Here is a 22357-nt window from a genome sequence, read left to right on the forward strand (position 1 = left end):
CGGTGACGACGGCGGCGAGGGCCGCGAGGCGCCGGACTCCGCGGCGGCCCGGCGAGGTTGTCGCCGGAACGCCTATTCTTCTATTCTGACTGCGTGTCACCTCTGCTCCTTGCATGAGGTAGTGCGAATCGGAGTGGGGCCGCGCGGATACGCCCCGCCGGCCCCTACCTCCGTGGCGGCGCAAGCGCGCAACACCACGGAGGAGACTGGGACACCGAATTCTCAGAATCCTTGCGGCCCGGCACCACACGTCGGGCAGGTCGGTGGAATCTAGCGGGCGGTGAGAGTCCAGAGGTGGTCCGCGGTGCCGTTGTCCTCCCACTGGAGGACCTGGGCGCCGGAGGCGGTGCTCATGTTCGTCACACCGAGCAGGAGGCCGCTGTTGTGGTTGATGATCTTGTAGTGGCCGTTCCCGTCGGAGGCGAACTGCCACAGGTGGTCGGCGGTGCCGTTGTCGCCCCAGATCAGGGCGGTTCCGCCGTCACTCGTGCTCATGTTCGTGATGCCGAGGGCCAGCCCACTGGCCTTGTTGATGATCTTGTAGAGGCCGGAGCCGGCGTCGACGAGCGTCCAGGTCTGGGTGCCGCTGGACGAGGGAGTGGCCTGGTCGACCAGGGTCCCCTGGGCGGTACCGGAGTTCTGGGTGTCCAGGGCCAGCCCGCTGTTCACATTCTTGATCTGGTACGTGCCGGCCAGTGAGGTCGAACCTCCGCCGCTGCCCGGAGTGACCACAAGGTGGTACCCGTAGTTGGCGTTCATGTTCGAGATGGGGACGGTGATGGAGCCGTTGGTCACGGTGTAGTTCGACTCGGCCAGCGTGCTGGGCCCCGAGACCGCCACCGTGCGCCCGGGTGAGGGGGTGTACTCCACCTTCACGTGGACGGTGCTTCCGAAGGTGCCGAGTCCGTTGATGGTCACGGCGCTGTCCCCGGAGCCGTGACCGACGATGACGCTGAGCTGGTTGCCGGCGCTGTTGAGTGCCGCGGCACCGTCGATCCCGGTCTGTGCGGGCGGGGTGGTGACGACCATCTGGCCGCTCATGTCGGCGTACCACTTGTAGAGCCAGTACGCGCCGTTGGGCGAACCGCCCTGGCCGGTGAGCAGATCGCCCAGCGCGCCGGACTGGTTCCAGAACGCCAGCTCGGCGTCGTGGATCCCCAGCCGCTCGAACTTGGCGATGTAGCCGACCAGCGGACCGGGGATGCCGACCTCGGACGGGGCGGCGTACTCCTCAATGGCGATCGGGCGGGGGCTGATGCCGAGGTTCTTCTCGATCGTGGTGACGTTGGCGACGTCACCGGCGATCTTGGCGGAGTTCGACAGCTCGTGCCAGGCCAGGATGTCCGGCACGGTGTTGGTCGCGACCGCGTTCTTGAGGAAGTTCTGCATGTCGCTGATGTTGTCCGAGAAGCTCGGGCCCTGGATCGGGGTCGTCGCGTCCTTGGACCGCACCTCACGGTAGGTCTTGGTCCAGAAGTCCTCGAAGGTGCCGTTGGAGGACGACCAGGTGCCGTCCGCCTCGTTCCACAGCGCGTACGCGGCCAGGTTCGTGATCCCGGACGCCTTGACCTGGGCGATCTGCTGGTCGACGAGGCTGAACCAGTTGCTCCAGCTGAACTGGTACGGCCAGCCGGCGTAAAGATCCGAAAGCCGGTCCACGACCTTCGCACCCGCCCGCGCCGCCTCCGGCGCCACCGTCAGGATGTCACCCGTCGGCTGCTGCTTGCCGCCCTGCGGCTTCTGCACGAACGTGTTCGGCTTGATCGGCTCGACCAGGCCGTCCGCCGGCGTCGAGGCGTTCGCCAGACCGTACAGCGAACCCGTCGCCACATGCGTCACCGGACGCAGGACCTGGTTCGCGTTGACCACCAGGGTCGTGGCGGCGTGCGCGGGGGTGGCGGCGAGCGTGGCACCGGCCGCGGTGAGGGTCAGCGAGGTGAGGAGGGCGGCGGCTCTTCCGGCTCTGGTTCTGGTTGTTTTCACTTCGGGCTCTCTTGTTGAGTGAGGGGACTCGTGGGTGGGAGCGGCGAAGGCCTGCGAAGGTGCGGTTTCAGGCGGTGTGTGAGAGGTCGCGGGCGCGGGGGGCCGCGTGCACGGCCTGCCGCGGGCCGGAGAGGCATGGATCTCAGTCCTTGACGGCGCCGGCGGTGACACCGGCCGCGACGTAGCGCTGGGCGAGGACGAGGAGCAGTGCCGCGGGGATCGAGGCGACCACGGCGGTGGCCATGATGGCGTTCCACTCCTGGTTGTTGTTCCCGATGTAGCGATAGATGCCGAGGGTGATCGGGCGCAGCCGGCCGCCGGTGTCGAGGGTGTTGGCGAAGACGAAGTCGGACCAGGCCCACAGGAAGCTGAAGAGGGAGACGGTGACGAGGGCGTTGCGGCTGACCGGCAGGACGACGGACCAGAAGGTGCGGAGGGTTCCGGCGCCGTCGATGCCGGCGGCGGCCAGGAGCTCGTCGGGGATGCCGGACATGAACGCCGTGAAGATCATCACGCCGAACGGCACGGCGATGGTGGAGTCGGCGACGATCAGGCCCCACCAGGTGTTCATCAGGCCGAGGTTGAGGAAGATGCCGTAGAAGCCCATGGCCATGACGATGCCGGGGATCATCTGGGCGATCAGGAGCACGATGCTCAGGGCTCCGCCGCCGCGGGGGCGCAGCTTGGCGAGCGCGTAACCGGCCGGTGCCGCCAGCAGCAGGGTGAGGACCACGGTGCCCAGGCCGATGAGGAGGCTGGTGAGCAGGTAGGGCATCTGGTCGTTGAGGACGGCCTTGTACCCCTCGAAGGTGGGGTGGAGCGGAATGAGGTCCGGGGGGTTCTTCCGCATGTCCTGCTGGGGCGTCAGCGAGACGTTGAGCATCCAGTAGACGGGGAAGAGCATGATCGCCGTCAGGACGACGCCGATGACGGTGGTGCGGACGCTGCGGTGGTGCCGGGTGGGGGCGGTCATGATTCCTGCCACTTCTGGACGCGGATGTAGAGCAGCCCGAAGACCAGGGCGATCAGGATGAGGATGTTGCCGACTGCGGCGCCGGGCCCGAACTGGGGCAGGAGGGAGCCGAATCCGAGCCGGTACGACCAGGTGGCGAGAGTGGAGGAGGAGTCCCCCGGACCGCCCTTGGTCATGATCCAGATGAGGTCGAAGACCTTCAGCGTGTAGACGAAGCCGAGGAGCAGCACGACCGCGGAGACGGGCCGCAGCAGCGGGAAGGTGATCCGGCGGAACACCTGCCAGGATCCGGCGCCGTCCAGCGCGGCCGCCTCGTACAGGTCGGCGGGGATGTTCTGCAGCCCGCTGTAGAGAATGACCAGGTTGAACGGGATGCCGATCCAGATGTTCGCGATGACGACCGAGGTCAGGGCCCAGTGGGGCGAGGTGAGCCAGTCGACCGGAGAGACGCCGACGAAGTGGAGGGCGTAGTTCAGCACGCCGGACTCGCTGTTCATCATCCACGCCCAGGTCGAGGAGGAGACGATGAGCGGCAGCAGCCAGGGGATGAGGAAGAGCGCCCGCAGTAGCCCGGACAGGCGGAAGTTCCGGTTGAAGAAGACGGCCAGGGCCAGCCCCGCGCAGTACTGGACGGCGATGGAGACCAGCGTGAAGACGAAGGTGTTCCGCATCGCGGGCCAGAACGTCGGGTCGTGCAGGACCTGGCCGAAGTTGTCCCATCCGGAGAACGGGGCCCCGCCGGCCACGAAGGACCGCACCGTGTAGTGGTGCAGGCTCAGATCCAGGTTGCGGTAGAGGGGATAGAGGTAGAACCCGGCCAGATAGACCACCAGCGGCAGCGTGAAGGCCCAGGCGGCCCACTGGCGTTTGCCGGGCCGGCGCCGCCGGCCCTTGCCGGCATTGGCCGGAGTGCTCACGGTCGCCCTGGACGCGGCCGGGGACCGCTGCGAGCGGTCGGCTCGGACGAGGGTCATGCGGGGCTCCTAGCTGCGGGGAACGGCGTCCAGGACGCTGTGCTCAGGGTGCGGAGACGTGGTCCGCGCGGCATGACACCGGCCACATCTCGGAGTCGCTGGATTCTTCGCTGCCAGGACCGGCCCCGTTCGGGAGCGTCGGGGGCCGGCGCGGCGTCCGGCAGCCGTACGGGTCAGCCCTTACGGCCGACGGCGGCCTGCGCGGCGTCGAGGGCGGCCTGCGGGCTCTTGCCACCGGACAGCGCGGACTGCACGGCGGTCCACATCTGCTGGGAGATGACCGGGTACTTGGTGCCCAGCCCGTTGCTGGTACGGCCGCGGGCTGCGGCGACCGCCGAGACCCACGGCTTGAGGGCCGCGTTCTGCTGGACCTGTTGCTGCTGCACCGCGCTCGTGGGCGCGATGTAGGACAGGGTGGTGTCGGTGGCGAGCAGGTTGGTGGGGCTGATCAGACAGTTGACGATCTTCTTCGTCACGTCGTACCGGCCGGTGGCCTTCTGTACCGGCACGGTGACGAACTCACCGCCGGTCGGCGCGGGGGCGGAGCCGCCGTTCCGGGCCGGGATGTTGATGATGCCGTAGGGGAAGCCGGCCTTGGCGGCGTTGGCGAGCTGCCAGGTGCCGTTCTCGCCGAAGGCGTACTTGCCGGTGGCGAACTCCTGCCAGCTGGTGGTCTGGGTGTTCTGCAGCACGTCGTTGGGGGCCAGGCCCTGGGACACCCAGTCCTTCCACAGGGACAGCGCGGCGACGCCATTGGGGTCGTTCAGCTTGGTCAGGTCACCGCCCGCGCCCCAGAACCAGGGCAGGAACTGGAAGCTCCCCTCCTCGGTGCCGATCGCGGAGAAGGTGATGCCCTTCTTCCCGGCGGTCTTGACCTTCTGCAGCGCCGCGGTGAGGGTGGCCCAGTCCTTGATGCCGGCCGGGTCGACGCCGGCGGCCTTGAGGATGTCCTTGTTGTAGTACAGCGCCAGGGTGTTCGCGCCGATCGGGACGCCGTAGGCGGAGCCGTCCATGACACCCGCGCCGAGGATGTTCGGCTGGATGGACGAGGTGGCCAGGCCCAGGTCGCTGGTCTTGTTGAGGATCCCCGCCTGGACCAGGGTCGAGACGACCGGGTTGTCGACCAGCATCATGTCGGGGGCGTTGCCCTGCTGGGCGGCGAGCAGCGCCTTGTTGCCCAGGTCGGTGGTGTCCATGGCGGTGCGCTTGACGGTGACGCCGGCCTGGGTGCCGCAGCCGGCGACCCGCTTGCCCCACTCGGAGGAGGCGTCGAACTGCGGGTAGGGGTCCCAGAAGGTGTAGGTGCCCTTGGCGGAGCCGCCGGAGTCGTCACTGCCGCTAGAGGAGCACGCCACGGCGGACGTGAGCGTGCCGGTGGCGAGCACGGCGGCGATGAGGGTGCGGCGCAGGTGTCTCATGGTGACCTCGTAGTCGGGGGATGGTCGTGATCGAGCGAAGGGGCGTTGCGGGCTAGGTGACGGGCAGCCAGACGCGCATGCTGCCGGTGGTGCGGTTGGCCCAGGCGTAGTAGGGCACGGCGGTCAGCTCGAGCGCGCTGCCCGTCGCCGGGGAGTCGGGGGTTGCCTCCGGCCGGTACGGCCACCAGCCCACGTCGGGGATGCTTCGCCGGTGGCCGGCGCCGACGACGGTGACGACGCCGCCCAGCAGGTCGGGACGGTCCTTGACCACGAGCGGGACGCCGGTGTCGAGCACCACGTCGTCCAGGCCGCCGCCGGGGTGGTCGACCTGCTCCAGGCAGTACACGAGAGGGCCGCGCTCGATCGCGACGCAGCCGCGGACCGCGTCCACCCGCGGATCGGCCCGTACCAGCCGCAGGGCCTGATCGAGGGTGAAGACGATCGTGTCCCCGACGGCCCACTCCCGCTCGACGCGCAGCCAGCCGTCGTCGCTGACGACGTCGGCCACCGTGGTGCCGTCGGCGTGCACCAGGGTGTACTCGGTGCACCATTGCGGCAGGCGCAGGGAGAGGGTCCAGGGAGCGCCGGGGCTCTCCTCGACGGTGACCGCGATGCGGCCGGTCCGCGGGTACTCGGTTTCGACGCTCACAACGACCGGAGATCCGTCCGCATCGCCCTGGAAACGCCCCGTGGCATACTGGTGGAGCTGGATGCCGCTGCCGTCGGTGGAGGCGAGGTAGTGCTCCAGGCTGGCGAGCAGGCGCATCACGTTGGGTGGGCAGCAGGCGCAGCGGAACCACCGGGTGCGCCGCGAGGAGTGGTCCCCGCCGCGGCCGACGTAACCGTCGCGTACGGCGAGCGGGTTGACGTAGAGCCAGCTCTCGCCGTCCAGGGACATCCCGGCCAGGAAGCCGTTGAACAGCGTTCGCTCGACGAGGTCGCTGTAACGGGCCTCGCCGGTGAGCAGCGCCATCCGCCAGCTGAACTGGATCGAGGCGATGGCGGCGCAGGTCTCGCAGTAGGCGCGCTCGTTGGGCAGCTCGTAGGGGTCGCCGAAGTCCTCCTCGTCGTGATGGGCGCCGACGCCGCCGGTCAGGTGCGTCTTGGTGGCGGCCATCGCGTGCCAGAGCCGGGCTCCTGCTTCGGCGAGGGCCCGTTCCCCGGTCTCGGCGGCCAGGTCGGCGACGGCGGCCAGGAGGTAGAGCTGGCGCACCGCGTGACCTTCGACGTTCTGGGCCTCGCGGACGGGTACCCGGTCCTGGCAGTACGCCTCGTGGCCGTGGACACCGTGGCCGTGACGGTCCACGAAGTAGCCGGCGAGGTGGAGGTAGCGGGTCTCGCCCGTTTCCCGGTAGAGCTCGACCAGGGCCGTCTCCACCTCGGGATGGGCGTCGAAGCCGTCGATCGGCCGGCCGCTGCCCTCGGGGCCGAAGACGGCGTCGATGTGGTCGGCGAACTTCACCGCCACGTCCAGCAGTTCGGTACGTCCGGTGGAGCGGTGATGGGCGACGGCGGCCTGAATCAGGTGGCCCGCGCAGTACAGCTCATGCCCCCACCGGAGGTCGCTCCAGCGGCCCTCGCCCTTGCCCGACTGGAACCAGGTGTTGAGGTAGCCGTCCTCCGCTTGGGCGGCCGCCACCAGAGCGATGATCCGGTCGACCTCGGCGGTGAGGGCCGTGGTGTCCCGGCCCACCGCGGCGTCCTGGCCCAGCTGCCAGGAGGCGGCCTCCAGCCACTTGTAGACGTCGGTGTCCTGGAAGGGATAGTCACCCTCGAACGCGCCGGAACGGGTGCCCGCGACCAGGCGCAGGTTGTGGAGGTTGCCCGCGGACTCCAGCAGCTCGATCCCCTGCGGGATGCACGCCTCCGCGTTGACCGTACGGCGGTCGTGCCAGAACCCCGCCGTCACCGTCGGCGCGGCCGCAGGACGCAGGACGGTCCGCGACCGCGGACCGAGCCGGATGGGGCCGGCGGAGGGGGTGGAAGACGTGCGGGACATGGAACTCCCCGGATCTGTGCCTCACGGCGATGACGACGACGCGGCTCTCCCGCAGGTGAGCAAATGCGCAAACGTTTTTCTTGCCGGAAACATAAGGTTAACCATGGGAGGCGTCAAGGGTGTTTGCACGATGCTTTCTTGTTTGCGCACGACTGGCCAATGAGCGGAAACGATGGCACTATGACCTCACGGAATAGCGGAAGCAAAGGATTGCGCGTGGCGGAGTCGGGTCGAGCGACCACGAGAACCAGGGCCACACTCACCGATGTCGCCGCGCTGGCGGACGTGAGTGTGGGCACGGCGTCGAGGGCGCTCAGCGGCTCGGGCCGCATGCGCCCTGAGACCCGGCAGCGGGTCCTCGACGCGGCACAGACCCTCGGCTTCCGCCCCAACCAGCAGGCGCAGAGCCTGCATACCGGGCGCAGCTGGACCGTCGGGCTGATGACCACCGACGGCATCGGCCGGTTCAGCACCCCGGTGCTCCTCGGCGCCGAGGACGCGCTCGGGGCGGGAAAGATCTCAGTCCTGCTCTGCGACACGCGCGGCGACCTGATCCGCGAGCAGCACCACCTGCGCAATCTGATGGACCGCCGGGTCGACGGCATCATCGTCACGGGCCGCCGTACCGACCCCCGGCCACCGCTCACCGGCGTTCACGACGACGTCCCCGTGGTCTACGCGCTCTCTCCCTCGACCGACCCCGGCGACATCTCCGTCGTCTCCGACGACCACCAGGGCTGCGGGCTGGCCATCGACCACCTGATCTCCACCGGCCGCACCCGGATCGCGCACGTCACCGGCCCCGCCCACCACGCGGCGGCGTCCGACCGGGCCCGCTTCACCCAGGAGTTCCTGGCCGAAGCGGGCCTCGAACTCGTCTTGGGCAAACCGCACTTCGGCGACTGGAGCGAGGCGTGGGGCCGGCGCTCCGCCCAGGCGGTACTGCGCGCCGCGCCGGACACCGACGCCTTCTTCTGCGGCAACGACCAGATCGCCCGCGGCGTCACCGACACCCTGCGCGAGAGCGGCGTCGCGGTCCCCGACGACATCGCCGTCGTCGGCTATGACAACTGGGACACCATGGCGCTCGCCGCACGCCCCCCGCTGACCACCATCGACGTCGACCTGAGCGAGATCGGCCGCATCGCGGCCCTCCGGCTGCTCGACGCCATCGACGACAAACCCTCCCCGGGCGTGCACTCGGTCCCCTGCCGACTGGTCGTACGCGACTCCGCCTGATGGTCAGGACAGGCCCGGTTGGGTGTGCGGCACCGTGTAGTCGAGCACGATGTCCTCCCAGCGCAGGCCGGCCGTGCAGGTCTCATCGTCGGTACGGGTCAGGGTCAGCGCGATGCGCTTCGGCGGCCTGCCCGGGGGGTAGAGCGCGTCGATGGGGACGCTGTGCCTGGGCGCGACGTTCAGGGGGCCGCTCGAAGGTGAGGCGACCGCGAAGGAGGCGGGACAGCCGTCCTTGACGACGAAAGAGCCTCCAAGGCCGGTCAGACGGCCCCGGACGTCGGGAAAGTCGATCCGGAACACGGTGTTCAACGTCGCTCCCGGTCGGACCGTCCAGTCCTGGTGACGCCTGTCCGGAACGCAGGCGGCCACCCCGCCCCCGCCCCCGCCGGTGTCGATGCAGCCGCCGCTGAGGGTGACCGCCTTGGGCTTTGCGCCCGACTCGTACACGAGCGTGGGACTCCCGGCGTTCTCGAACCAGAGCGTCGGTCCGATGATCAGTAGCAGGCCGAGTCCTACACGGATCAATCCGAGGGGTAGGGCCAGGTCATCATCCTGGCCTTCGGCCGCGGAGACCTCCGCTTCGGTGTCGTCGTCCGCGGGACGGGCCGCGAGCCGGTCCTGGAGCCGTGCGTGGCGGAACTGGTAGACCGCGCCCGCCTGCCGGAGGACCCCGCGCTCGTGGGCGTCCTCGAGGAAGCGGGGAAGGTCGAACGGTAGACGTCCGGTCACGGCCAGCAGCCGCCGGGATACGGCGAACGTCCCCCAGGGAGTACGGAGCGCGCACGCGAGAGCGATGGAGAGGGTGAGGGCCAGCGACAAGGTCAGTTTGTACCCCGGGCTGATGTCGCCCGAGGGGAGCAGGAACACGGCCGTCGGCAGGCCCGCGGCGAGCCCGCCGAGCGCGACCGCCCAGGCGGTCGACCGGCGGCGCCGCCGCAGTGCGCCGCGCGGATCGGGCGCGGCGGACGCCGCTTCGGCCCGGGACGGGTCCGGGATCGGGAGCAGGCAGACGCCCGCCACGATCGCCAGCGTCGCGAACACCTCCGTGAGGAGGTCACCCGTCCAGAGGAAGGAGTAGATCGCGGCCGGGACGGCGTAGACCAGAGGAAGAAACCACCGCCAGACCGGAGAGCTGACGTTCCACCACGACAGGTCGCGCGTGCGCCGGCTGTTCATGATCGTCGCCAGGTTGCCGAGGTAACGGCGGGCCTTGGCGGGGCTCCGGCCCTCGTAGACGGTGGGGATCAGTTCGTCGAGGAGATGGTCTTCGACCTCTTTGCGGGTGTCGAAGGCGAGCAGCGCTTCCGGGTCGCGATCCCGGTAGACGGTGCGGGCGAGTCCGCACATCAAGGGCGTCGTGAAGGCCGAGGCGAGGGGGCCGCGGGGAGCAGCGCGCATGGCGGCGGCGACGGCGTTCCAGCGGTCGTCGCCCGGCAGGCCCTGCGCTGTGAGGAAGGCGATGGCCTCCTCCACATCGATCTCTCGGATCTCCACGACCGCGGCCCGGGACAGCGCTCTGCCGGACCGCTCGATCGTCTGCTCATACTCATCCGCACGGCAGGTCAGCCACAGTGGGCCGCCTACGGCGAATGCGTCGATCTTCTCCAGGGCCTCCTCACGGGCCTCGGCCGCGATCTCGTCCAGGCCGTCGAGCACCGGCATGATCCGACGGCCCTGGACCAGGGTCTCAATCGCGAGATCGTCAAGCTGGGGATGGTCGGTGGCGATCCTCTCGGCCATCCACTCGTCCAGATCATCCTGCGGGTTCCAGGAGGAGAGCGACAGGAGTACGGGCACGGGCTCGCCCTCCCGCAAGTCCGCCAGCAGGCCGAGCACCAGGAAGATCGAAAGGGCGGTCTTGCCCGCCCCCGGCTCACCGATGACCACCAGATGCCGGTCCAGCGGCAGTTCCCGGAACCGCTGGGCGACCTGGGTCAGGTCTCCTTCGAGCCGCAGCCGGATCACGTGCCGGTTCCCGGTGATCGCTTGGGGGGACGACTGGACGGGCCTGCCGGTCGAGGACCACGCCACCGGCAGCGGCGCGGGATCGGCCAGCCCCCGCAGCGCCTTCTCCTTGAGCCACTGACCGCGGACCCGGTCGCCGAGCATGGCCTGGGCCTCGCCGATCTCTCGTACTCTGCCCTTGCCCTGGCGGTCGTGGACGCGGTCGACGAACCCCACGACCCCCGAGAAGAGCGCCATGAACATGCCGATGATCGAGGAGAGCGAGTCCGCGTCCGACAGCCCGACGAGCGGAAAGACGATCACAAGCACGAGCCCGAACAGAAGCCCGGTGATCGCGATAGCCCTGGCCATGATCGTCAATGTACGGCGAACCCGGCCGGGACACGGCTGAATCGTCCGACTGTGGTCCACGGGCCGGCTGCCCGGCTCCGTGCCGTCCGCTCTGGTCTCAGCGCGGGTTCAGCTCGGCGACCCGGCCGTCGCCGACGTGCAGACGGCGCGTGGTGTGCACGGCGTCGATCATCCGACGGTCGTGCGTCACCAGCAGCAGGGTGCCGGGGTAGGAGTCGAGCGCGGACTCCAGCTGTTCGATCGCCGGCAGGTCGAGATGGTTGGTCGGCTCGTCCAGAACGAGCAGGTTCACGCCCCGTGCCTGCAGCAACGCCAGAGCCGCCCGGGTGCGTTCACCCGGGGACAACGTCGCCGCGGGGCGGGTCACGTGCGCGGCGCGCAGGCCGAACTTCGCCAGCAGCGTGCGGATCTCCGCCGGCGGCAGCTCGGGGACCTCCGCGCCGAAGGCGTCCAGCAGGGCTCCCTCGCCGAGGAACAGCGCTCGCGCCTGGTCGACCTCGCCGATGACCACGCCCGGGCCGAGCGCCGCGTGGCCCTCGGCGAGGGCGGCCCGGCCCAGCAGCGCCGACAGGAGCGTCGACTTGCCCGCCCCGTTGGGTCCGGTGATCGCGACCCGTTCGGCCCAGCCGATCTGCAGATCGACGGGGCCCAGGGTGAAGTCTCCGCGCCGCACCACCGCGGAGCGCAGGGTCGCCACCACGGCACCGGCGCGTGGCGCGGCGGCGATCTCCATGCGCAGCTCCCACTCCTTGCGGGGCTCCTCGACCACGTCGAGGCGTTCGAGCGCACGCTCGGTCTGACGGACCTTGGCGGCCTGTTTCTCACTCGCGTCGGCGCGGAAGTTCCGGCCGACCTTGTCGTTGTCTCCTCCGTTGGCGCCCCGGGCCTTCTTCCTGGCGTTCCTGACGCCCTTGGCGGCCCAGTCCCGTTGCGTCCGGCCCCGCTGCTCCAGGGTGGCGACCTTGCTCGCGTACTCCTCGTAGTCGGCGCGGGCGTGCCTGCGGGCGACCTCACGCTCGGCCAGGTACGCGGCGTAACCACCGCCGTAGACGTTCACCTGCTGCTGGGCCAGGTCCAGCTCCACCACCCGGGTGACCGTACGGTCCAGGAACTCGCGGTCATGGCTGACCAGCACCGTGCCGGCCCGCAGGCTTGTGACGAACCGCTCCAGCCGCTCGAGACCGTCCAAGTCCAGATCGTTGGTGGGCTCGTCGAGCAGGAAGATGTCATACCGGCTGAGCAGCAGCGACGCCATTCCCGCACGGGCCGCCTGCCCGCCGGACAACGAGGTCATCGCCTGATCGAGACCGGCCGCCAGCCCCAGCTCGGCGGCCACCTCCCCGGCCCGATCCTCCAGATCGGCGCCACCGAGGGCCAGCCACCGCTCCAAGGCGGAGGCGTATTCGTCCTCCGCCCCCTCGCGCCCGTCGACGAGGCCCTCGGTCGCGGCGTCCAGCTCCCGCTGCGCCCGCGCCACCCCGGTACGCCGGGCGAGGAAGCCGAGCACCGTCTCGCCGTCACGCCGGTCCGGCTCCTGCGGCAGGTAGCCGACGGCCGCCGACGACGGGCTGAGCGTCACGGAACCGGCCTCGGGAGCGAGCAGCCCGCCAAGGGTCCGCAGCAGGGTGGACTTTCCCGCGCCGTTGACGCCGACCAGCCCGATGACCTCTCCCGTGGAGACGACCAGGTCCAGCCCGGAGAACAGGACACGGTCACCGTGCCCGGCGGCGAGATCCTTCGCGACAAGGGTTGCTGTCATAGAACGCCCACGCTATCCACCGCGACGTCGTCCGCATCCAGAGCGGTCCGGTCGTCGACCTCCTTGACAGGACATCTCGTTCCTTTGCCCGCGGTCGGGTGTATATCGTCCGAGGAGTCTGCCGAGGAGGCCAGGGTGACCGTGTCAGCGGAACTCGCCGAGATCCACCAGTGGTGGGCGCAACGATCCGGCCTCACGGGCCAGGGTACGGCCTTCCGGATCGCCGGCAGCGCCTACGACCAGGTCGCCCCCGCCGGTGTCGACAACCCGTACTGGGAGCTCGTCCGGCAGCTGCCCTCGGTGCACGAAGCCGGGCAGGGGGTCTGTCCCGACGGTTTCGCCCGCGGGCTTCCCGTCGGGCATCACCTGCTGACCAAGCGCTACGCATGGGCGATCCCCTCACCCGGCGACCTCGCCTGGCTCGCCCGGATCCTGGGCGGTCGCGGCCTGGTCGAGATCGGTGCGGGCTCGGGCTACTGGGCGTGGCAGGCGGAACAGGCCGGTATCGACGCCATCGCCTACGAGCCCGTCAGTTCCTCCACCAACGCCTACACCGACGGCACCGAGTACTCCGCCGTCCGGAGAGGCGGCCCAACCGCCGCCCGGCGCCACCCCGACCGGGCCCTGCTGCTGTGCTGGCCGTCTCCCGGCGACCCATGGGCGAGCGACGCACTCCACGCCTACGCCGGCGACCTGCTGATCTACATCGGGCAGGGTGCGGGCGGCCGCTGCGCCGATGACGGCTTCTTCCGGCTTCTCGCCCGGGCGTGGACGCCGATCGGTTCCAGCGTCCACCACATCCCCTGGCGGCACACCCACAGCACGATGACGGCCTATCGCCGCAGAGCCACGGCTCGCAGCGACGGCCCGCTCACAGCTTGACGAGCTTGGCGTACGGCGCCGGGATCCGTTCCGTCTGCGAACCGAAGTCCACGCTCACGGCGATGCCGTCCTCGACAGCGGTGACCACGCCGAGGCCGTACCTGTCATGGCTCACCTGGTCCCGCACGGCGAACTGCTCGACAGGCGTGACGACCGGGGCTTTGAAGGGACTGGTGGGCAGGTGACGCCGGGTGGCGGCGCGAGCGGCTCTCATTACGCCACAGTAGGCCATCCCCTCGCCCCACCGCGACGGGGCCGTGCCGGCCTGCTACCGGGGGAGTATGCTAGATCGTGACCGAGGAGCTTCCGCGTTGCCAGTCGGGCCGACGCCTCGTCGGCGACTCACTAGCGCGGCCTTCAGTCACAGGTCAAGACAGGTCGGCGATCATTACGCCTCGTACCCCCGCATGTCGTTCCATGACGACGGTGCGGCGGCGCCGCGCTCCATCGAGCGAGCCGGCCACCGAGCGGGCTCGTCCCCTCGCCGTGATCTAGCCATTCCCAGCACGGTCGGCGCGTTACCGGCTGGGGCACCCGTTCTCCATCGGAGACGGAACGCGCCTCGACATCCATGCTCACCGCGGCCGAACTCGGCCGCGTCATCTCGAACCGGAGACTCACCGATGCATCACAGCACCGTCCGCGCCAGGCTCTTCAGCCGGCGCCTACCCGGCCGTACCGTCATCGCGATCCGCGGAGAACTCGACATCGCGACGACCCCGGCGCTCCGCACTCGCATCCTCACCATCCTCGCGGACACCGCCACGCCGATCATCATCGACCTGTCCGCCGTATCGTTCTGCGACGCCTCCGGCCTGGCCCTGCTCGTCGGCACCCACCGTCGCGCGCGGTTGCACGGGCTCGCCGTGACCCTCGCCGCGCCCCGTCCGAACGTGGCCAAGTTGCTGCGCATCACCGGCCTCGACCGGGCCTTCGACGTCAGCCCCACCCTTGCCGACGCCCGGCTCGGCCACGCGCGTACCGATCAACACTGCGCCGCGGCGTGACCCTGGCTCACGCCTGACCGTTCCAGGAGCGAGAAGCCGCCACTCGCCGGCAGGCGGGCAGCGAGCCGCGGACACGGGTATGAGGACGGGCGAGGCCTCTTCGTTCGCGCCGATGCCGCATGGCGGAGGAGGTCTCAGGTATGAAGATCATCGCTGCCGATCGGTCGGCAGCGTTAACGTCATGTCTCTTCGGGGGGATCGAGTGCCGTTCACATCCGGGCCCAAGTCGACGTCCGAGCTGCTCACCGAGCTCGAACCGGTCGTCGCGGCCGAGCTCGACCGTCATCTGTCCACGGCGAAGGAATGGTTCCCGCATCAGTACGTGCCCTGGAGCCGGGGCCGTGACTTCGACGGTCCGCTGGACGGCGAACCATGGTCACCCGAGGACTCCACGGTCTCGCCCGCGGCGCGGGAGGCGCTGATCGTCAACCTCCTCACCGAGGACAATCTGCCGGGCTACCACCGCGAGATCTCCACGATCTTCGGGCGGGACGGCGCGTGGGGCACCTGGGTGGACCGCTGGACGGCCGAGGAGAACCGCCACGGGATCGTCATCCGCGACTACCTCACCGTCACCCGGGCCGTGGATCCGGTCGCGCTCGAACGGGCCCGCATGACGCACATGCAGAGCGGCTACCAGGCCGACCACGGCGACAAGATGCTCCACGGCCTGGCCTACGTCTCGTTCCAGGAACTGGCGACGCGCGTCTCTCACCGCAACACCGGCAAGGCCTCGGGAGACCCGGTATGCGAGCGGCTCCTGGCGCGGGTGGCCGCCGATGAGAACCTCCACATGCTCTTCTACCGCAACCTGCTCGCCGCGGCCTTCGAGCTGTCCCCCGACGAGACGATGCGCGCCGTCACCGACGTCGTGACGAACTTCCAGATGCCCGGCCACACCATCGACGGCTTCCTCCGCAAGTCGGCCGCCATCGCCAACGCGGGAATCTACGACCTGCGCGTCCACCTCGACGACGTCCTGTCCCCTGTCCTGCGGCAATGGCGGGTCTTCGAGCTCGAAGGTCTGGGCGCCGAGGGGGACAAGGCCCGCCAGGAACTGTCGGACTTCTTGGAACGGCTGGAGACGACGGCGACCCGATTCACCGAGCGCCGTGCCGAACGCCGGGCGCGGGCGGCCGACGCGCCGGCCGATGAGCGGTCGCGCTCATCGGCGCACTGACCAGGCGATGATCTCCTGGCCTGACATCCCGGTCTGAGGGGCTCGGCCCCTCGGCGGCGCCGCGCCCGCTGCGGCGGTCGGTGCGGCGACCAGTACGACGACCAGGGGCTCCTCCCACCATCGGACTCACCGGACGGCAGCAGGCCGCCGGTGAAGGGAGTGGGCCATGTGTGACGAGCCGACCAACACGGGACCGGACGGCGCCGGCGACCCCGGGTCGAACACGGCGAACGCCCGCGGCGCGGGCGAGGTGCGGAGGTCGCGGGATCGTTCCGCGCCGCGGCTGCTGATCGCCGCCGCCGCCTGGGAGGCGTTCCTGGCGCTGGTGCGCAAGGGCATCAATGAGCTCTTGAAGTGAGAATGCGGCGTTTCCGCGTCCGCGAGGGCGCGGGAACGTCCTCTCAGTCGTTCTCCGCGAGCCGCTTGAGGAGGGTGATGGAGTCCTCCGGGGACAGGGCGCGCTCGCGGGCCTGGGTGAAGGCCGCGCGGTACCGGCCGATCTCCTCGGCCGTCTCGATGAACTCATTCCGGTTGAGCAACTCGACGGCGACGATCGAGGGGTCCTCGCCGGAGAACTCGAAGATCTGGAAGGGGAAGCCCATCGCCTGGTGCGGTCCCGCGTCGAACGCGAGGATGCGCACCGTCACGTGTTCCTGGACCGCCGCCCTCAGCAGGCGGTTGTACTGCTCGACCATGAGGGCCCGACTGCCGATGATCCGTCGCAGGCAGGACTCGTCGAGCACGAGGTCCACGCGCGGCGGCTCCGGCCGTACCAGGATCTCCTGCCGCTCCATGCGCAGGTCCAGCCGACGGCGCACCTGGTCGAGCGGGACGTCGTTCCACGAGTCCATCAGGGCGTGGGCGTAGTCGCGGGTCTGCAGCAGGTCGGCCACGAGGTTCGTCTCGTAGATCGAGATGGCGACGGCCTCGTCCTCCAGGCTGAGGAGGGTCTCCGTTCCCTCTTCGACCACGTCGGAATAGTGGGCCCACCAGCCCTTGCTGCGCGCCTGGCGCACCATCTGCAGGAGCACTTCCCGGCGCTCGTCGGTGACCTGGTAGAGGTCGAGGAGGTCTCTGGCGTCCTGAATCCGCACGGCGACCTGGGCGTTCTCGATGCGGCTCACCTTCGCCGGGGAGCATTCGAGGTATTCGGCGACCTCGTCGAGCGTACGGCGGGAGGCGGCTCGCAGCCGCTGCAGCTCAGCGGCCAGCCTGCGGCGTCGCATCACGGGGCTCCTGCCACCTGCGGTCATCGGACCATCCATCCGTCGTCATTACCGGACCGGCCGAAGATCAATTATGACTACCGCCCAGTACGTCTGATGCGGTGAGCATATCCATGCACCTTCCATCTTGCAATTTGCAGTATGCATCACCCTGGCCGGATCGAGGCTCGGGATGGCACGCAACCCTTGGCAGGAATAAGCGCCTGCCTCCAGTCCCGGCATCGGGCCGGCCCACCCCCGAACCCGGGGATTGACCGGCGGCAGCGGCGAGAGCAACGCTTTCCCCCTGTCATCACCGGCCGATCGCTCGCGCCCATCGATTCCGACACCGCTTCCCATCCGTCGCCCCAGGGTGACGCTCCGGAACCTCTCCCGGCGAAACGACCGGAGGCTCCCGATCCGTTCCTACATGTTGCAACTTTCGCAAAGAGAAGTGCATACTTCGACATGCTGATCGTAAGATGCTCGACCGTCCCGCCGGAAGAGGGCCGGAGGGCCGATGGACGGGGGTCCACGTGGTGAACTCGTACGCCCGGAGGCGGGAGATGGGCGCGGTGCTGCGCGAATGCCGTCTCGCCGCAGAGGTCGAGATCCGCTCGGCCGCCGAGCACCTCGACTGCCCGCCCGCCCGGGTGACGCGGATCGAGGACGGGCTGGCGGCCCTGCGCATGGCGGAGGCCCGCGACCTGCTCGACCTCTATCGGGTGCCCGCCGCGAAGCGGGACGATCTCCTCCACGCGGCACAGGAGACGGCGGGACGGAACTGGTGGTATCCGTACGCCGATCTCGTCGATGACGCCTTCGAGACCCTCCTGATCCTGGAGGACGAGGCGCACTGCGTCCGCACCCACCAGCCGAACCTCGTGCCGGGCCTGCTGCAGACCTACCGGTACGGCTGGGAGCTGATGAGCACCCTGAGCGATCTGCCGCTCGGAGAGGTGGAGCGACGCATGCGGTTGCGGGCCGCCCGGCAGCGGGTGCTGCTGCGTGACCGCCCGCCCAGGCTGGCCGTCGTGCTGGACGAGGCGGCTCTGCGCCGGCCGGTCGGCGGGCCGGACGTGATGCGGCTGCAGTACGAGCGCCTCATCGAGGTGGCCACCATGCCGACGACCACGTTGCAGGTGCTGCCGCTGACCGCGGGACCGCACCGGGCGATGGGATTCGCCTTCCACATCTTCGAGTTCGACGGGGACGGTGCTCGGATCATGCAGCTGGAGTTCCTCGACCACGAGCGTTTCACCGAGGACGCCGACGAGGTCGCCCGCTACGCGGAGGCGTACGAGGCGGCGTCACGGCGGGCATGGACCGGCAGCGCTCCCTGGACTTCCTGCGCGCGCTGGCCGGAAGAGGCTGACGTGGACCGGCCGACGGGGTGTTCTCAGGATCGGCCGCGTCGCCGTGCGCGGGGAGGCCGCAACGGGGCGGCCGGAGACGGGCGAGGGTGCGCTCTGCGGATCATTCGATACGGGCGAGGGCACCGTATCGGACCGTCCAGGCACCCTCGCCCCGTCTTCGAGGGGTCAAGCGCCCTTGGTGCCGTCCGCCGCACCGGCCACGACGGCGCGGCGCGCACGGGGAGCACGCGCCGGCCCCGTCACGCCGGAACCGGCCTCACGCGCCGGCGTGGCGCCGGTGAAGGCGGCGACCTCGACGCACTGGTTGTTCGCGGCACCGGAGTAGGTGCTCTTACGGAACGCCATCCGCGTGTTCTCGTTCATCGGGTTCTCCTCCCGCTCCGTCGGCGGTGTCGGATCACCGCCGCCGGATCACACGGTCCGATCCCCCACTGGGCGTACCGCTGGGTCGCCGCCTGGTCGGCCGACCGGCCGCCCGCCTGGTCGCGGCACTCCTCGGCGCCAGGTGACAACGACGACGAATCGGAGCACACGGCATGACCGACCGGCTTTCAGTCCCGTCCGTGGCGGCGCGGTTCCTGCTCCTCGGGCCCATCGCGGCGTACGCGCCGGGCACCGGCGACCCGGTCGACCTCGGCCCCGACCACGAGCAGTGCCTCCTGGTCGTCCTGCTGGCGGCCGGGGGGAAGTCGGTGCCCCGGGATCGCCTGATCAAGGCCGTGTGGGACGACACTCCGCCGGAGGACCCCACCGACGCCGTCTGGCGTCTCGTCTCCCGGCTGCGCCGCCGCCTGCAGGACGCCGGTCTCACCGACGTCCTCAAGCGCACCGGCGCGACGTACCGGCTGGAAGTGCCGCCCGAGCAGGTGGACCTGCACCGCTTCCGCGCGATGTCCGCGCAGGCGCGCCGGCTGCTCGGTCATGACGACCACCGCGCCGGGGAGCTGCTGGAGGAGGCGCTCGGACTGCACCGGGGCGTCCCGCTGGCCGGTCTGAAGGGCACCTGGATCGACGCCTACCGGCACACCATCACCGAGGAGTACCACATGGCGGAGATCGCCCTGTACGAGCTGGCCATCCGGCTCGGCAAGTCACGGGACGTCGTGCCCGCGCTCACCAACCTCCTGCACGAGCGGCCGGACGACGAGTCGGTCGCCTGGCTGACCATGCACGCCCTCTACCGCTCGGGCCGGCAGGGTGACGCGCTCGCCGTCTACCGCGAGATCACCGAGCACCTGGACCGGACACTCGCCGTACCGAGCCTCGCGGCACTGGCCGACCTGCACCAGCGCATGCTGGCGAGTGATCCCGGCCTGATGACCGCCGATGCGGTCACGATCCCCTTCGGCCGGTCCGGAGCGCCCGGTGCCCTGCCCGCCGGCGACGGCCCGGCCGCCGGCGGGACCGACGCCGGCGGAACCGGCGCGGAGGGGGCCGGCGGGGCCGACGCCGATGACGCCCAGGACACGAAGGACACCGCCCGTACGGAGCAGGAGGAGCCGCGGCGCGGCACCTCGGTCACGGCCCAGGAGATCGGGAACGTCGCCGTCTTCGAAGCGCCGGTCACGGTCCATGAGGGCTTCAACTTCACCGCCTCCTGACGCCGCGCCCTCCGCGGCCCCCACCTCTCCCGAACCGCGACCACGAACGGAACCCTCATGACCAGACCCTCCGACGGCGATCCCGCGGACCCGCCCGGACGCCCCGTACCTCCGCGCGGCGCCGGCGGCCGCCCCGCCGGCCGGGACCACCCGGCGGGCGGGAGAGGTGCCGGCGGCCCCGCGGTTCCTGCCGGGCGCCGCCCGGCGGCCGACCCGCCCCGCGCCGACACCCCCCACGCCGACGAGGACCCGCCCGCGGACGCCGCTCCGCCGGCCGCTCCGGAGGAGGAGCCCGAGCCGTCCGTCGACGACCAGCTGCGGGCGCTCGGAGAGCACGGCGCCGACGACACCGACCTGCAGGACGCGATCCAGGCCAAGCTGATCGCCGAGCGGGTGGCGTCGCGTCTGCAACGCGACCCGTCGGGCATGCGGATCGGCAACCTCGCGCTGTTCAACGGCAGCGTGACCGTCGGCAGCGGCTTCCACTTCAGCGCGCCGGACGGGTCCCCCGCCACCGGCGCCCGCGGGGTACGGCGCGTCGACGCCGCACGTCTCGCCGCGCAGGTCGAGAGGTATCTGCGGCCGCCGCACTTCGATGACGCCCTGGACCGTCTGTGGCAGCACCGTCTGCTCGTCCTCGCGGCGCGGCAGGGGACGGGCCGGCAGACCGCGGCACTGAATCTCCTCGCCGAGGTCCTGGCGATGAGCGGTGACGGAGGAGAGGGAGACGGATCCTGCTTCCACGTGACCGACATCGAGGCGGTCGCCGACACGGACTGGAAGCCGCCGACGGAGGGCTGCGGCTACGTCGTCCTGCTCGACGGCGTCATGAGCGCGTCGACGATGTGGACCGCCGAGGCCATCGACGAACACTGGCTCGCGGCCAAGGCCGACCGGCTGCGGGAGGCCCGCAGCTTCATGGTCGTGGTGACGGGTCCACCCCGTGGCGCGCTGGTGGAGGCGTCCGCGCGCAGCCTCCACGTCGTCACGTCGCTCGGCGACGTCGACCTGCTCGCCGTCGTCGAACGCCACGCGCTCGGCCCGGCTCCGGACGCCGGCGCGAGGGCGGCGCTGCGCCGGCGGCTGGCCGAGTCGAACGCCCTCACCCTGCTGACCGAGGAGCGGCCGGAGCCGCAGGTCGCCATCCAGGTGGCGACGGCCGTCCGCGACGACGAGGACCTGGCGCGGACGGTCACGGCGCTGCGCGATCCGACGGGTCAGGTGCACGCCTGGTTCGGTCAGCATCGCGACGTGGAGAGCATCTGCATGGCGATCGCCGCGGCGGTCCTGGAGGACGGCGCCTACCTCGCGTTCTCCGACGCGGCGGTGCGGTTGTACGAGGCGCTGACCCCGACGACCGGACCCCCGCCCGACCTGCGGTTCTGGGAACAGCTCAGCGCGGGTCACCCCTGGATCGAAGTGGTGGCGGGCGACGGCCCCGCACCGCCGCGGGTACGGTTCCGCAACCCGCTCGTGCAGCAGGCGGTCCTCGCCTACGTGTGGACCAACTTCGACGGACGGCGGCCGGCGCTGCTGGAGTGGCTGCGCGGTCTCGTCACCGACCGGCACATCGGCGTACGCGCCCGCGCGGCCGTCGCGGCGGGCGTGATCGCCTGGTGCGACCACGGCCATGCCGTCCGCCGGTACCTGCGGTCCTGGGCGCTCGACCGTTCCTGGGCGTTGCGTCAGGGAGCGGCCACCGCGCTGGCGGTCATGGGGGCCAACCCCGGCCTGACCGCCGCGACGTGGCGACTTCTGGAGTCGTGGGCGCGCGAGGACGAGACGGAGGCCGGGCGGCGTCTGGCCGCGACCGCGGTCACCGCGGTCGGCGGCCACCTGGGCGGCGCACAGCCGGAGCGGGCGTTGCGGCTGATCCGGCAGGCCCTCGACGGCGAGGGCTCCCGCACGCTTCTCCCCGCGGTCTTCAGCCTCGCCCGGCTGGTCGAACTCGACCGTACGGCCGAGGTCCTGAACGCGCTGCTGGAGTGGTCGGAGCCGCAGGACTCCTCTCCGCTGGTGGCCAAGGCCCTGGGCATCTTCGCCACCGTGACCTGCGAGCCGCCGGCGACGGTGGCGGATGAGGACGCCGGGCTGGTGCGGCGGAGCTCGCCCGGCGACGGCCCGCCGCCGCTCCTGCTCGCGCAGGCCCGCGACCACCTGCCGCAGCTCGCCGAACTGTGGGCGCGCGCGCTGGCCCGCAAGCCCGCCCAGACGTACGCCCTCGAGAGACTGCGGGACTGCCTGGACGCGTACGCCGACCACGATCCCGTGATCCGGCGGAATCTGACGGCCGTGCTGGTCGAGGTCGCCACCCGCCCGGGGCGGCATCGGGAGCGGCTGGCCTGGCACCTCGGCGCATGGGCCCGCGACGACGACCGTCCTTCGTCATCCGCCGCCCACATCCGTGACGCGCTCGCGCGGGCGCGCTGAGCACCCCCAAGAAAC

General features: G+C 70.6%; 17 protein-coding genes. 8 read left to right on the top strand and 9 right to left on the bottom strand.

What is annotated here, in order from left to right; all coding sequences use genetic code 11:
• Positions 1-270 precede the first annotated feature (270 nt).
• The 5 genes from NE234_RS45395 to NE234_RS20845 all read right to left on the bottom strand — a co-directional run bounded on the left by NE234_RS45395 (position 271) and on the right by NE234_RS20845 (position 7347).
• Positions 271-1983, bottom strand: a complete 1713-nt coding sequence (locus tag NE234_RS45395) for an RICIN domain-containing protein (RefSeq protein ID WP_252782137.1) — start codon at positions 1981-1983, stop codon at positions 271-273.
• Positions 1984-2125: 142 nt separating this feature from the next.
• A complete protein-coding gene (locus tag NE234_RS20830; RefSeq protein ID WP_252782138.1) occupies positions 2126-2956 on the bottom strand; it encodes a carbohydrate ABC transporter permease in 831 nt (276 codons plus the stop codon).
• Positions 2953-3930 (bottom strand): carbohydrate ABC transporter permease, encoded by a 978-nt coding sequence (locus NE234_RS20835; RefSeq protein ID WP_252782139.1) that lies wholly within the window; start codon positions 3928-3930, stop codon positions 2953-2955. The genes NE234_RS20830 and NE234_RS20835 overlap by 4 nt, the downstream gene beginning before the upstream one ends.
• A 173-nt stretch (positions 3931-4103) precedes the next feature.
• Positions 4104-5348, bottom strand: a complete 1245-nt coding sequence (locus tag NE234_RS20840; protein ID WP_252782140.1) for a sugar ABC transporter substrate-binding protein — start codon at positions 5346-5348, stop codon at positions 4104-4106.
• Positions 5349-5400: 52 nt separating this feature from the next.
• Entirely contained in the window at positions 5401-7347 is a 1947-nt protein-coding gene (locus NE234_RS20845; RefSeq protein ID WP_252782141.1) for a glycoside hydrolase family 127 protein, read from the bottom strand.
• A 216-nt stretch (positions 7348-7563) separates the two neighbouring features.
• Here NE234_RS20845 and NE234_RS20850 point away from each other — a divergent pair, with 216 nt between their 5' ends.
• Positions 7564-8586 carry a LacI family DNA-binding transcriptional regulator gene (locus tag NE234_RS20850; protein ID WP_252782142.1) on the top strand — a complete coding sequence of 341 codons (1023 nt, stop codon included), beginning with the start codon at positions 7564-7566 and terminating at the stop codon, positions 8584-8586.
• 3 nt (positions 8587-8589) lie between these two features.
• On the opposite strand, the gene NE234_RS20855 is transcribed toward NE234_RS20850, so the two are convergent.
• Both NE234_RS20855 and NE234_RS20860 read right to left on the bottom strand, forming a co-directional pair.
• Positions 8590-10902 (bottom strand): NACHT domain-containing protein, encoded by a 2313-nt coding sequence (locus NE234_RS20855; protein ID WP_252782143.1) that lies wholly within the window; start codon positions 10900-10902, stop codon positions 8590-8592.
• A gap of 97 nt (positions 10903-10999) precedes the next feature.
• Entirely contained in the window at positions 11000-12661 is a 1662-nt protein-coding gene (locus tag NE234_RS20860) for an ABC-F family ATP-binding cassette domain-containing protein (RefSeq protein ID WP_252782144.1), read from the bottom strand.
• A 135-nt stretch (positions 12662-12796) separates the two neighbouring features.
• Here NE234_RS20860 and NE234_RS20865 point away from each other — a divergent pair, with 135 nt between their 5' ends.
• On the top strand, positions 12797-13543 hold the full coding sequence (locus NE234_RS20865) for a hypothetical protein (RefSeq protein WP_252782145.1): 747 nt from the start codon (positions 12797-12799) through the stop codon (positions 13541-13543).
• On the opposite strand, the gene NE234_RS20870 is transcribed toward NE234_RS20865, so the two are convergent.
• Entirely contained in the window at positions 13533-13757 is a 225-nt protein-coding gene (locus NE234_RS20870) for a hypothetical protein (protein ID WP_252782146.1), read from the bottom strand. The genes NE234_RS20865 and NE234_RS20870 overlap by 11 nt on opposite strands.
• A 409-nt stretch (positions 13758-14166) precedes the next feature.
• Here NE234_RS20870 and NE234_RS20875 point away from each other — a divergent pair, with 409 nt between their 5' ends.
• The 3 genes from NE234_RS20875 to NE234_RS20885 all read left to right on the top strand — a co-directional run bounded on the left by NE234_RS20875 (position 14167) and on the right by NE234_RS20885 (position 16088).
• Positions 14167-14550, top strand: a complete 384-nt coding sequence (locus NE234_RS20875) for an STAS domain-containing protein (RefSeq protein WP_252782147.1) — start codon at positions 14167-14169, stop codon at positions 14548-14550.
• A gap of 202 nt (positions 14551-14752) precedes the next feature.
• Complete coding sequence (locus tag NE234_RS20880; protein WP_252782148.1) at positions 14753-15730, top strand: acyl-ACP desaturase; 978 nt, start codon at positions 14753-14755, stop codon at positions 15728-15730.
• Between the two features lie 166 nt (positions 15731-15896).
• Positions 15897-16088 carry a DUF397 domain-containing protein gene (locus tag NE234_RS20885; RefSeq protein ID WP_252782149.1) on the top strand — a complete coding sequence of 64 codons (192 nt, stop codon included), beginning with the start codon at positions 15897-15899 and terminating at the stop codon, positions 16086-16088.
• A 43-nt stretch (positions 16089-16131) separates the two neighbouring features.
• On the opposite strand, the gene NE234_RS20890 is transcribed toward NE234_RS20885, so the two are convergent.
• Entirely contained in the window at positions 16132-16956 is an 825-nt protein-coding gene (locus NE234_RS20890; RefSeq protein ID WP_252782150.1) for a helix-turn-helix domain-containing protein, read from the bottom strand.
• A 461-nt stretch (positions 16957-17417) separates the two neighbouring features.
• Here NE234_RS20890 and NE234_RS46260 point away from each other — a divergent pair, with 461 nt between their 5' ends.
• Genes NE234_RS46260 through NE234_RS20905 form a run of 3 tightly spaced genes read left to right on the top strand, consistent with a single transcriptional unit; the run spans position 17418 to position 22342 of the window.
• The gene (locus tag NE234_RS46260) at positions 17418-18851 is read left to right on the top strand and encodes a helix-turn-helix domain-containing protein (RefSeq protein ID WP_252782151.1); all 1434 of its coding nucleotides are present in this window, start codon (positions 17418-17420) and stop codon (positions 18849-18851) included.
• The gene (locus tag NE234_RS20900) at positions 18848-19912 is read left to right on the top strand and encodes an AfsR/SARP family transcriptional regulator (RefSeq protein ID WP_252782152.1); all 1065 of its coding nucleotides are present in this window, start codon (positions 18848-18850) and stop codon (positions 19910-19912) included. The genes NE234_RS46260 and NE234_RS20900 overlap by 4 nt, the downstream gene beginning before the upstream one ends.
• A gap of 57 nt (positions 19913-19969) precedes the next feature.
• Positions 19970-22342, top strand: a complete 2373-nt coding sequence (locus NE234_RS20905) for a hypothetical protein (protein WP_252782153.1) — start codon at positions 19970-19972, stop codon at positions 22340-22342.
• Positions 22343-22357: the final 15 nt, after the last annotated feature.

The organism is Actinoallomurus rhizosphaericola (assembly GCF_024055675.1).
GTDB classification, from domain to species: Bacteria; Actinomycetota; Actinomycetes; order Streptosporangiales; family Streptosporangiaceae; genus Actinoallomurus; species Actinoallomurus soli.